Raw genomic sequence first — 11,371 nt, 5'->3', positions numbered from 1 at the left:
CGCTGTATGGATCGGATCACCTCTCAACCTGGCTGGCGGGCGGCGCGATCCGTGAAGTCCGTCCTCCAACCGCAGGCGTCGATCTTACCCTCTGCCTTGAGTGCTTCGAGTACATCGAAAACTTCGTCCGACGCTTCCAGCGGGAAATCGTTCAGGTGGAACTGCAGGAGATCGAGCCGCTCGCGCTTCAGCCGGCGCAGCGACGTTTCCGCCGATTGGCGGATGAAGGCCGGATCGGCAAAGGCGCCCGTTGCCTGCTTCGTTTTCTCGTCGGTGGCAAAACCGAATTTCGTGGCAATAACGATATCGTCGCGATTGCCGATCGCGCGACCAACGACCTCTTCCGAATGCCCGGCGCCATAGTTCGAAGCCGTGTCGAAAAAGCGGATGCCGAGGTCGACGGCGCGATGAATGGCCTCGATCGACTCGTCGTCGTCGACCTCCCCCCAGCCGAGTGGCACCTCGCCTGCGAAGAACGGCCCGCCGATCGCCCAGCAGCCCATGCCGAGCCTCGGGATTTCGCGGCCATTCCAGAGCGTGATCGTTGTCGCATTATCTGTCTTCGTCAGCATGAAATCCTCCAGAGCAATATGAGCAGACATAGGCAGGACGCCGGAACGGATAAACCTCCAATTCCGCAGCATGTTTTTCAGCAGTGAAAAACCACCCTCAGGCCGAGAGCTCGTCCGGCGCTGGAGGAACAGCCCTGAGAGACGAATTGAGTGCCTTCAGGGCTGCCTGAATGAAGCCGTCGCGGGCTGCAGTCGCTTCGATCCCGCGCGGCTCGTAGACGTGGCGATGCAAGAAAAAGCCCGTCAGGCGAAAGGCCGCGCTCAGACTGTCGAAGTCTGCGGCATCATTGCCGTCGGCGCGGAGAAAGCCCGGAAGTACGAACATCTTGTCCGCCCAGGGGGCGCCGGCTGACCGGCTGACCGCCCGGCCGGATTTCGGCGAGACATAGGCAAGATCGGTCCGCGCGCCCGTTGCGGCGCATTCGGCAAGGTCAAGGCCGAAGCCGAGGTCGTTGAGGACGGCGAGTTCGAAGCGGACGAAAAGTTCACCGGCATCCGCCGGATTGTGGAGATTGTCGAGAATGACTTCGAGCGCATCGTAAAGATGCGGATGTGGGTCGCGTTCCGGCAAAAGCCGCAAAAGAGCGCCCATCGCCTGCACCCCATAGACGGCGGTGGCTGTTTCCATGAGCTGCGCTGCACGCAGCCGCAGCGGCTCCACGCGGAATTCGCCGAGATGCTCGTCGAGGCGCGCGCGCCAGATCACATCCACCTCGTTGCCGGGCTGCAGCACCGGCTGCATCGCGCGCGAACGGCCGGAACGCACCAGCCCGAGATGACGGCCCCGAGCACGCGTCATCACCTCGGCAATGACGCTGGTCTCGCCGTGGCGTTTGACGCCAAGAATGATTGCATGATCCTGCCACTGCATGGCGAACGAACCTCAAGCTTGCGGAAATGATCCTAAAGCAAGCACAGCCCTATGTCATGAAGCCGGATCCAGTTCGGCAGTCGGAAAGAGCTTCTCGAGGAATTCGCGCATCGCACCTTCGTCGAAGGGCTTTACGAGAAGCGGCACATCCTGGAGGTCCGGCGGGAAGTCTCGCGTATCGGAATAGCCGCTGACAAAGCCGAAAGGGATGCCCGTCTCATTCAAATGCCGGGCAAAGCCGAAGCTCATCGCCTCGCCGAGATTGACGTCGAGCAGCGCGAAATCATAGCTTTTCGACTTCACGGCATCCATCGCCTGATCGAGGCCGCTTGCGATATCGATGGCCTCCACGCCGACGGCGCGGAGCATATCTTCCGCTTCCATCGCAATGATGAGACTGTCTTCAAGGACCAGAACACGGCTTGCGTTCATGATCTCCGCGCCCTTCGCTGAACGCCGTTTACGGCGCACACCGTCTGCTTAACCCGCATCTCTACCTCTGGTACCCCCCTTATGCCCGGTTAGCGGGCCATAGGCCATGCGACCTGAGTGAGCCGCTTTTCTGATTCTGTCGATAAGAAGCAAAATCGGAGGAAAAGTGGCATCACCGACCTTATTTTCTGTTTGACCGATTTGCATTCAAAAAAGACATGGCCGCAGAAATTTTATGAGCGGCCGCCTGATATCGCCAAGCCATTCGAGCCGGTCTTTCTCAATCGGTCAACGCGGAAAGTCGAGCCCCATTTCCCGGAACCGCTCCGGGTCATCGCCCCAGTTCTCCCGAACCTTGACGAAGAGGAACAGGTGCACCGGCTGCTCGAGGATTTCGGCGATTTCCTTTCGGGATGCCGAGGAGATCGCCTTGATCGTCTCGCCACCCTTGCCAAGCGTGATCTTCTTCTGGCTGTCGCGCTCGACGTAGATCACCTGCTCGATACGCACCGAGCCGTCCTTGCGCTCTTCCCATTTTTCCGTTTCGACGTGAGAGGAATAGGGAAGCTCCTGGTGCAGACGCAGGAAGAGCTTTTCGCGGGTGATCTCGGCGGCGAGCTGGCGCATCGGCAGATCGGAAATCTGATCTTCCGGATAGTACCACGGGCCTTCGGGCAGGGTCTTGGCCAGATAATCCATGACGTCGTCGCAACCGGAGCCGTTCTCCGCCGAGATCATGAAGGTCTGCTCGAAGGCGATCTTCTCGTTCGCGGCAGCGGCCAGCGCCAGCAAGTCTTCGCGCTTGACGCGGTCGATCTTGTTGAGCAGGAGTATCTTGGGCTGTCGCACCTCCTTGAGCCCTTCCAGGATCGCCTCCGCGTCGCCGCGCAGGCCGCGCTCGCTGTCGATCAGCAGCATGATGAGATCGGCATCCTTGGCCCCGCCCCAGGCCGACGTGACCATGGCGCGGTCCAGTCTGCGGCGCGGCTTGAAGATGCCGGGCGTATCCATGAAGACAATCTGCGCATTGCCATGGATCGCGATGCCGCGGACAATGGCGCGCGTCGTCTGCACCTTGTGGCTGACGATCGACACCTTGGCACCGACAAGGCGGTTTACCAGGGTCGATTTTCCGGCATTGGTCGGGCCGATCAGGGCGACGAAGCCGGAATGCGTTTCGCCATTGGTTTCAGCGGCGACTTCATGCGCCATATCGTTTTCTTCCGTCATTGTCCCGTCAATTTCCGGCAGAGGCTTTCTGCCAAATGCCTTCGCGTTCCAGCATCTTTGCTGCGGCGACCTGTTCGGCCGCACGCTTCGAGCGCTCGACTCCCGTTTCCGGCTCCACGCCGACCACTTCCACCGTCACCGTGAAGCGCGGATCATGATCCGGCCCGGTGCGTTCTTCAACCCGATATTGCGGTGTGACGCCGAATTTCGCGTGCGCCCACTCCTGCAGTTCGGTCTTGGCGTCCCGCTTTGCGCCGTCGGCGCGGGTCGCCCGCTGTTCCCAATATTTAAGGATGAAGCGGCGGGCGACCTCAAGACCGCCGTCGAGATAGAGTGCCGCGATCAGGCTTTCGACTACATCGGCGCGAACGTTCATCATGCGCTTGCCGGTGAGCTTCTTGACGTCGGCGCCTGTGCGGACAAAAAGGTGCAGACCCAGTTCGTCGGCCACTTCCGCGCAAGTCTCGGCGCTGACCAGCTGGTTCAGGCGCACCGACAGCTCGCCCTCCCCGGCCGTCCCGAAAGTGCGAAAAAGCAGTTCGGCGATGCAGAGGCCCAGCACACGGTCGCCCAGGAACTCCAGACGTTCGTAATTGGCGCCCTTCTGCGTGCGGGCGCTCGCATGGGTCAAAGCCCGGTCCAGGCGCTCCTTCCCGGCGAATTCGTGGCCGATCAAGGCTTCAAGCCTCGTCCGGTCCGCCGCCGAAAGCGTCTGCACTTTGCTCATTCAACAACCTTGAAGAGGCGGTCCCACCGCATGTTGGCCGGCCATTTCCAGATTTCGCGGAACGACGTGTCGTTGCCGAGCGAGAAGAAGATGACGCTGGCGCGGCCGACGAGGTTTTCCGCCGGAACGAAGCCGACGTCAAAACGGCTGTCGAGAGAATTGTCGCGGTTGTCGCCCATCATGAAGTAATGGCCTTCCGGCACGACGAAATCCTGGGTGTTGTCGCCGCGCGAAACGGGCGACTGGTCCAGCGTGTCGTAGGTCTTGCCATCGTCAAGCGTTTCGCGGAACACCGGCACGTCTTCGCCCGGATCGAGCTTGTAATCCGAGGTAAAGGCGCCGTCGGCCACCTTCGGAACCGGCTTGCCATTGATATGGAGCACGCCATCCGTCACCTGGATATGGTCGCCAGGCAGACCGACGACGCGCTTGATGTAGTCGATGTCCGGGTTCGGCGGAAAGCGGAAGACGACGATATCGCCGCGATTCGGCTCGGAGCCGAAGATGCGGCCGCTGAAAAGGTTCGGCGAAAAAGGCAGCGAGTATTTCGAATAGCCGTAAGCGAATTTGTTGACGAAGATGTAGTCGCCGACGAGCAGGGTCGGCATCATCGAGCCGGATGGTATCGTGAACGGCTGGAAGAAGACCGTCCGGATCACCATCGCCAGCAACAATGCCTGAATAATGACTTTAATATTTTCCCAAAGGGCGTTCGGCTTAGTATCGGCTTTTTCGGACACGCAGTCTTGTTCCTTAAAGGCGCCGCAGCGGCGCATTCTCTGTTTGCTTCTCTCTAGCGGCTTCGGCAGGTGGCGGCAATGCCGCGAACATTAAAAGCGACCACACGCCGCTCCTCACGCGCTTTCCGGCAGGGCTTCGATGATCACGAATGCCTGAGCAAGCGGATAATCATCGGTTATCGTCAAATGCACCATCGCCCTGTGCCCGGCAGGCAGCATGGACTGAAGCACGACAGCGGCGCCGCCGGTCAGTTGCATCGTCGGCTTGCCGCTCGGCAGATTGACGACACCCAGATCCTTCCAGAAAACGCCCTGCGCCATGCCCGTGCCGAGCGCCTTCGAACAGGCTTCCTTGGCGGCAAAACGCTTCGCATAGGATTCGGCGCGGTTGGCGCGGCGGTCGGAGCGCGCCCGCTCGGTCTCGGTGAAGCAACGGTGGGTGAAGCGCTCGCCGAAGCGCTCAAGCGACTTTTCGACACGGCGGATGTCGATGAGATCGCTGCCAATGCCGATGATCATGCGATGCCTCTCTGTCGAAACGAAATCATACAGTCGGAATATCCTGCGTGGGACGGGCAAGGTGAAGGCGCGCCCGCTCCATCAGTTTCGCGCGGCGGCGGACCTGAAAACCCTTCACGGTGTAGAACGTCAGGATATAAAGCACAACGGAGCTGATGGCGGCCGGAGGAATGGCGCCGATCAGCATGGGCTCGAGCACCGGCTTCCAGAGCTCGGTGAAACGGAGCTTGTGAAAAAGCTCCATCAGATCGACGGACTGCCCGCTCATCGCATCTTCGCGCATGAGCAGCAGATGACCGATTTCCCAGGTCGCCGCCCAGATGAAGGGATATGTGAGGGGATTGCCGAAGGCCGCCGTGCCGAGCGCTGCCGCAACCATGTTTCCGGAGAGGAAATAGGCAAGCACGAAGGCCATGATGAAATGCACGCCGATGAACGGGGTCCAGGATACGAAGACGCCGGCTGCAACGCCCATTGCCACGGCGTGCGGCGAAGCCGTCAGGCGTAGGATGCGCATCTTCACATAGCGCAGCGGACGCAAAAAGCCCTTGCGGGGCCAGAACAACTCTCGCGTCCTTTCACGAAGTCCTGCAGGTTTTCTGCGGCGAAACAGCATGGCGGCTATTTAGAGCAGCGCAGGTCGCCATGACAAGAGCGGTCAAAAGTCTCGCGGCTCGCCTCACCCGCCGCCGAAGCTCTTCACCGAAGGGCGCGCGTCATGCATGGCGCCCTTTTGCATAGCTGGAAGTGTAGACCCGCAATCAACGGCTACGGAACAGGCCCCGGTCAACCTGACGCTGACGGTATTCAAGATCAATACGGTCATACGAACCGTTGAGGTATGCCATTTCACGTTCCTGTACGCTTGGAACGCGAAGAGCGCGGGCGATTTTCTTGATGGGAGTAAACATAGCGTTGGTTCTTTCTTTGGTTCATTCTCTGATGAACGGAAGATAGGTGCTGCAGTGCACAATTACCAACGCTCTAATATAGGCACAGCCATGCAAAGCGTGCATGCCTTGCCTTTTCGGTACGCGAATTCTGCAACAAAACGATCATAATATGTGCAGACGTCTCAGTCGTAGAGGCGTCGCACCGTCGCAATGCAATCCAGATCCTTCAGTTGCGCGAGCAGCTGGTTGAGCTGGCGAAGATCCCATACTTCGACATCGACCGCCATTTCGGTGAAGTCGGCCGCGACGCGCACCGTGTTTAAGGAACGGATATTCACGTCAAGGCCTGCAACGGATTGCGCCACCTTGGCCAGCGTGCCCGGCTCGTTCAATGCGTTGATGAGCACGCGCGCCATGAAGCGCGATTTGTTGGCCTCGTCCAGGTCCCAGCGCACATCGATCCAGCGATCGGGCTGATCATCGAAACGTTGCAGCGCGGACGACTGGATCGGGTAGATGGTGATGCCCTTCCCCTTCTCCATGATGCCTACGATGCGATCGCCGGGCACGGCGCCTGCAGGTGCGAACTGAACGGCGATATTGCCGGAAATGCCGCGGATCGGGCCCATATCGGCATCCGTCTCCGCCTCCGTCTTGGCCTTGTCTGGAACCTTGAAGATCATGCCAGAGGCGCTGCGGACATTGAACCAGCCGTCATCGCCACTTGGCTTGACGGTGACACGCTCGTCCTGATGGTCAGGATAGACAGCGCGCAGGACATCGAGCGACGACATCTCGCCCCGGCCGACGGCGGCGATCGCGTCCTCGACATCCTTCTGGCCGAGGCGGTGCAGCGCCGGCTTCATCGCGTCCCGGGAAAATATCTTCCCCGCCCGCTCGAAGGTGCGCTCCAGGATGCGGTGCCCGAGGCCGGCATATTGCTTGCGAATCGCCAGGCGCGTGGCACGGCGGATTGCAGCACGCGCCTTGCCGGTCACGACGATCTCCTCCCACGCAGCTGGCGGCACCTGCACGCCGGAGCGGATGATCTCGACCTCGTCGCCGTTTGCAAGTCTTGTCACCAGCGGCATGATGCGGCCGTTGATCTTGGCGCCAACCGTCGTGTCGCCGATATTGGTGTGAACGGCATAAGCAAAGTCGATCGGCGTTGCGCCGCGCGGCAAGGCGATCAGTTTGCCCTTCGGCGTGAAGCAGAAGACCTGGTCCTGGAACAGCTCAAGCTTGGTGTGTTCGAGGAACTCCTCGGGGCTATCGCCTTCGGCCAGCGCCTCGATCGTGTGGCGGAGCCATGAATAGGCATTGGACTCGCGCGAGAGAATGTCGCCCTCGGCATTGGTCGCGCCGTCCTTGTAAAGGGCGTGCGCGGCGATGCCGTATTCGGCGATCTCATGCATGCGCTTGGTGCGTATCTGCAGTTCGATGCGCTGGCTGGAGGGGCCGACGATCGTCGTGTGCAGCGAACGGTAGTCGTTCTGCTTTGGCGTTGAGATGTAGTCCTTGAAGCGGCCAGGCACGACGCGCCAGCGCATATGAACGATGCCGAGCGCGCGATAGCAGGCTGGAACGTCCTCGACGAGGATACGGAAGCCATAGACATCCGAAAGCTGCTCGAAGGAAAGCGACTTCGATTGCATCTTGCGGAAAACCGAGTAGGGCTTCTTCTGGCGCCCCTTGACCTTAGCCGTCGTCAAGCCGTTGGCCACCAGCAGATCGCGCAGTTCCGTTTCGATCTTCTTGACCAGGCCTTCGTTACGCTGCGAGAGTTCCTGCAGACGCTTCGTGACGGTTTCGTAAGCCTCCGGGTTGATATGGCGGAAGGAAAGCTCCTCCAGTTCATCGCGCATGTCCTGCATACCCATGCGACCCGCAAGCGGCGCATAGATCTCCATCGTCTCCTCGGAGATACGGGCACGCTTGTCAGCCGACATATGGTCGAGCGTGCGCATATTGTGCAGGCGGTCGGCCAGCTTGACGAGCAGCACGCGGACATCGTCGGAGATCGCAAGCAGCAGCTTGCGCAGGTTTTCCGCCTGCTTGGCCTTTTTGGTGACGAGATCGAGTTTCTTGATCTTCGTCAAGCCTTCGACCAGCCGGCCGATATCTTCGCCGAAGAGCTCGTCGATTTCGGCGCGTGTCGCCGTCGTATCCTCGATCGTATCATGCAGCAGAGCGACGGCAATGGTCGACTCGTCGAGATGCATGTCCGTCAAAATCGCGGCGACTTCGAGCGGATGGGAGATATAGGGATCACCACTGGCACGCTTCTGCTGTCCATGCTTCTGCATGGCATAGACATAGGCCTTGTTCAGCAGAGCTTCATTGGCGTCGGGCTTGTATTTCTGCACCCGCTCCACGAGCTCGTACTGCCGCATCATCCCGGAACTACTCCAATAAAAACAAAAGCGCGCCAATCACCGATTGGCGCACGCACTGGCAATAATATGCCTTAGCAATAAAGGCGCAAGATTGACGATTGGTAATCGTCTCGCGACGTATCAGTAGTCGTCGCTCTTTTCCGGAGGCACGAGACCTTCGATGCCGGCCAGAAGCTCTTCTTCCGACATCTGGTCGAAAGTGATCGTCTCGGGCTGATCGTCCTGCTCTTCGCCTTCCGCAGCCGCCACGCCACCAGCGGCAATGAGGCTTGCCGGGTCGGGCTCTGGCTCGTCGACTTCGACGTGCTTCTGCAGCGAGTGGATGAGGTCTTCCTTCAGATCGTCGGGAGACAGCGTTTCATCGGCGATTTCGCGCAGCGCCACGACGGGGTTCTTGTCGTTGTCGCGATCGATGGTGATCAAGGCACCCTGGGAAATCAGCCGCGCGCGGTGGCTGGCAAGCAGAACCAGCTCGAAGCGGTTCTCAACTTTGTCGATGCAATCTTCAACTGTGACACGGGCCATTGCCTGTCCTTTACGGTCGTGATTTCGGGATTAGAACGCCCGATACAATTAAAAGCCGACGAATTCAAGTTTTTCATGCACCGCCCCGCCGTTTATGGGTCGCCTTGCTAAAATTTTCGAGTGAATGTGACAATTCCACCGTTAGTTGCTTGGAATATGCCGAATCGTGCCCTAAATCTCCTTTATATGAATAATTCATAAATTAAGAATTATTCTTTCTTCGTTAACTAAGCCATTGTTTTTATGGAATTTTGACCGAAGAAGATTTGGATTACTCTAATTGGATTGGCATGCGATGTTCGACCCACGCGAAAAAATTGCACTCTTCATAGACGGCGCCAACCTCTACGCTGCATCCAAGAGCCTCGGCTTTGATATCGATTATCGCAAGCTGTTGAAAGCGTTCCAGAAACGCGGTTACCTGCTGCGCGCCTACTATTACACCGCGCTGATCGAGGATCAGGAATATTCCTCCATCCGCCCGCTGATCGACTGGCTCGATTACAACGGATACAAGGTCGTCACCAAGCCTGCCAAGGAATTCACCGACTCCATGGGCCGCCGGAAGATCAAGGGCAACATGGATATCGAACTGGCGATCGACGCCATGGAGCAATCCGAAACCGTCGACCACCTTGTCATCTTTTCCGGCGACGGCGATTTTACCACCCTGGTGGAAGCCCTTCAGCGCAGGGGCCGCAAGGTGTCGATCATCTCCACGATGGCGACGCAGCCGCCCATGATCGCCGACGACCTGCGCCGCCAAGCGGATCACTTCATCGATCTGCTGTCGCTGAAAAGCGAGATCGGCCGCGACCCGTCCGAACGCCCGCAGAAGCCCGTCGAGATCGCCCCGGCGAGCGACTTCGAGGAGTAGTTCTCAATCCAAAGCCTCAAACAAGATCGGCTGGGCGCCTTTCCAGAGCACCAGTTTTCCCATGTCATCTAGTTGTTCGCAGCCCTCGACGATCGTGAGGAAATGATTGCCGGCAAGAGCGCCCATCTTGCTCGCAAATGACGAGCTGCCATAGGCAAAGAGCAGCTCTGTCTCGCTGTGCCCGCCCGGATAAAGCAGGATGTCGCCACGCGACGGATGGCAGGTGTGATTTTCGAAATCGACGCCGAACTGATAATCGCCGAGCGGCACCCAGATCGCCTCCCCGCTCCATCGCGAATGGATAGTCTGATTTCGAAAGGGCAGCAGCGACGTGAACGCCGTGCAGGTTTTCGGCGCCTTTTCTACCTCCAGCTTCGCCACGAAGACTTGCGACGCCACCGAAATCTTCAGTCTTCGCATCGCTTAGCCATTGTCCTTCAGCAGGCGGCTCTTCTGCCTGTTCCAATCGCGCTCCTTCTCGGACTCGCGCTTGTCGTGCAGCTTCTTGCCCTTGGCGAGCGCCAGTTCCATCTTCGCCCGGCCGCGATCATTGAAATAGATTTTCAACGGGATCAACGTCATGCCTTCGCGGTTGATGCCCGCACGCAATCTGTTGATCTCGCGGCTCGAAAGCAGCAGCTTGCGGCGGCGGCGCGGCTCGTGGTTGAAGCGGTTGGCCTGCAGATATTCCGGCAGGTAGGAATTAATCAGCCAGATCTCGCCGCCTTCATCCGAAGCGTAGGATTCAGCGATATTGGCCTTGCCTTCGCGCAAGGACTTGACTTCGGTGCCCATCAGAACGAGCCCGGCTTCATATGTATCGATGATTTCGTAGTTGAAGCGGGCCTTGCGGTTTTCGGCCACGACCTTCTTCACGATACGCTGGCTGCCTTTGGGGGCCATGACTCATTCCAATCCTTGCGGACGCGCAAAACCGCGCGCCCTCATTTCCTGCCCTTATGTAGGGGAACAGCCGAAACTTGTGAAGACGGACGCAACCCGTCTTCCAGCTTCGCTCAGTTCAGCAGACCGGCGTGACGCATCGCGGCATCGATTGCCGCTTCTGTCGTCGGCTCCAGCATGGAGATCAGCGGCGAGCGCACGTTGCGGCTCATGCGTTCGAGCCTAGAGAGGCCGTATTTCGCGCCGCAGAGGCCCGGCTCCAGGAAGATCGCCTTGTGCAGCGGCATCAGGCGGTCCTGATATTCGAGCGCCTTATTGTAATCGCCGGCAAGCGTTGCCGCCTGGAATTCTGCGCAAAGACGCGGCGCGACATTCGCAGTTACCGAAATGCAGCCAACACCGCCATGGGCGTTGAAGCCAAGTGCCGTTGCATCCTCGCCCGAGAGCTGGCGGAAATCCTTGCCGCAGGTAATGCGCTGTTCGGAAACGCGCTCGATCTTGCCGGTGGCATCCTTGACGCCGACGATGTTCGAATGCGCCTTGGCAAGCGCGCCCATCGTTTCCGGCGTCATGTCGACCACCGAGCGGCCGGGGATATTGTAGATATAGATCGGCAGCCTGACAGCCTCGGCGATGGCCGAGAAGTGCGCGATCAGGCCCTTCTGGGTCGGCTTGTAGTAATAAGG

Annotated in this window: 13 protein-coding genes and 2 pseudogenes; 1 reads left to right on the top strand and 14 read right to left on the bottom strand. The window is 59.1% G+C overall.

Annotated elements, in window-relative coordinates:
- Nucleotides 1-35: 35 nt before the first annotated feature.
- From C9413_RS19310 to rpoZ, 11 genes and pseudogenes are all read right to left on the bottom strand, one after another.
- Nucleotides 36-572 (bottom strand): annotated as a pseudogene (locus C9413_RS19310) (aldo/keto reductase); the annotation flags it as partial.
- A gap of 97 nt (nt 573-669) precedes the next feature.
- A complete protein-coding gene (recO, locus tag C9413_RS19305; RefSeq protein ID WP_039844417.1) occupies nt 670-1,443 on the bottom strand; it encodes a DNA repair protein RecO in 774 nt (257 codons plus the stop codon).
- A 54-nt stretch (nt 1,444-1,497) separates the two neighbouring features.
- Nucleotides 1,498-1,908, bottom strand: a pseudogene (locus C9413_RS33565) (chemotaxis protein CheY); the annotation flags it as partial.
- Between the two features lie 255 nt (nt 1,909-2,163).
- A complete protein-coding gene (era, locus tag C9413_RS19295) occupies nt 2,164-3,105 on the bottom strand; it encodes a GTPase Era (protein WP_039844415.1) in 942 nt (313 codons plus the stop codon).
- A 7-nt stretch (nt 3,106-3,112) separates the two neighbouring features.
- On the bottom strand, nt 3,113-3,832 hold the full coding sequence (gene rnc, locus C9413_RS19290; protein ID WP_039844414.1) for a ribonuclease III: 720 nt from the start codon (nt 3,830-3,832) through the stop codon (nt 3,113-3,115).
- A complete protein-coding gene (lepB, locus tag C9413_RS19285) occupies nt 3,829-4,572 on the bottom strand; it encodes a signal peptidase I (RefSeq protein WP_039846693.1) in 744 nt (247 codons plus the stop codon). The genes rnc and lepB overlap by 4 nt, the downstream gene beginning before the upstream one ends.
- 114 nt (nt 4,573-4,686) lie before the next feature.
- A complete protein-coding gene (acpS, locus tag C9413_RS19280) occupies nt 4,687-5,091 on the bottom strand; it encodes a holo-ACP synthase (RefSeq protein WP_170250773.1) in 405 nt (134 codons plus the stop codon).
- A 25-nt stretch (nt 5,092-5,116) separates the two neighbouring features.
- Entirely contained in the window at nt 5,117-5,707 is a 591-nt protein-coding gene (locus C9413_RS19275) for a DUF2062 domain-containing protein (RefSeq protein WP_039844413.1), read from the bottom strand.
- 145 nt (nt 5,708-5,852) lie between these two features.
- Entirely contained in the window at nt 5,853-6,002 is a 150-nt protein-coding gene (locus tag C9413_RS19270) for a DUF3563 family protein (RefSeq protein ID WP_074067150.1), read from the bottom strand.
- A gap of 164 nt (nt 6,003-6,166) precedes the next feature.
- Entirely contained in the window at nt 6,167-8,380 is a 2,214-nt protein-coding gene (locus C9413_RS19265; protein WP_039844412.1) for a bifunctional (p)ppGpp synthetase/guanosine-3',5'-bis(diphosphate) 3'-pyrophosphohydrolase, read from the bottom strand.
- Nucleotides 8,381-8,500: 120 nt separating this feature from the next.
- Nucleotides 8,501-8,905, bottom strand: a complete 405-nt coding sequence (gene rpoZ / locus C9413_RS19260; protein ID WP_039844411.1) for a DNA-directed RNA polymerase subunit omega — start codon at nt 8,903-8,905, stop codon at nt 8,501-8,503.
- A 295-nt stretch (nt 8,906-9,200) separates the two neighbouring features.
- Here rpoZ and C9413_RS19255 point away from each other — a divergent pair, with 295 nt between their 5' ends.
- On the top strand, nt 9,201-9,782 hold the full coding sequence (locus C9413_RS19255) for an NYN domain-containing protein (RefSeq protein WP_039844410.1): 582 nt from the start codon (nt 9,201-9,203) through the stop codon (nt 9,780-9,782).
- Between the two features lie 3 nt (nt 9,783-9,785).
- On the opposite strand, the gene C9413_RS19250 is transcribed toward C9413_RS19255, so the two are convergent.
- The 3 genes from C9413_RS19250 to C9413_RS19240 all read right to left on the bottom strand — a co-directional run.
- Complete coding sequence (locus C9413_RS19250; protein WP_039844409.1) at nt 9,786-10,202, bottom strand: DUF3830 family protein; 417 nt, start codon at nt 10,200-10,202, stop codon at nt 9,786-9,788.
- Nucleotides 10,203-10,205: 3 nt separating this feature from the next.
- Entirely contained in the window at nt 10,206-10,685 is a 480-nt protein-coding gene (smpB, locus tag C9413_RS19245; protein ID WP_022714633.1) for an SsrA-binding protein SmpB, read from the bottom strand.
- A 113-nt stretch (nt 10,686-10,798) separates the two neighbouring features.
- Nucleotides 10,799-11,371 (bottom strand): dihydrodipicolinate synthase family protein (locus C9413_RS19240; RefSeq protein WP_170250772.1); only part of this gene is annotated, 573 nt, incomplete at its 5' end.

It is taken from the genome of Rhizobium sp. SEMIA 4085 (assembly GCF_013004495.1).
In the GTDB taxonomy this organism is placed as follows: domain Bacteria; phylum Pseudomonadota; class Alphaproteobacteria; order Rhizobiales; family Rhizobiaceae; genus Rhizobium; species Rhizobium gallicum.
Note: the sequence above shows the minus strand (reverse complement) of the source record. Positions and strands in the feature narration are given on the sequence as shown.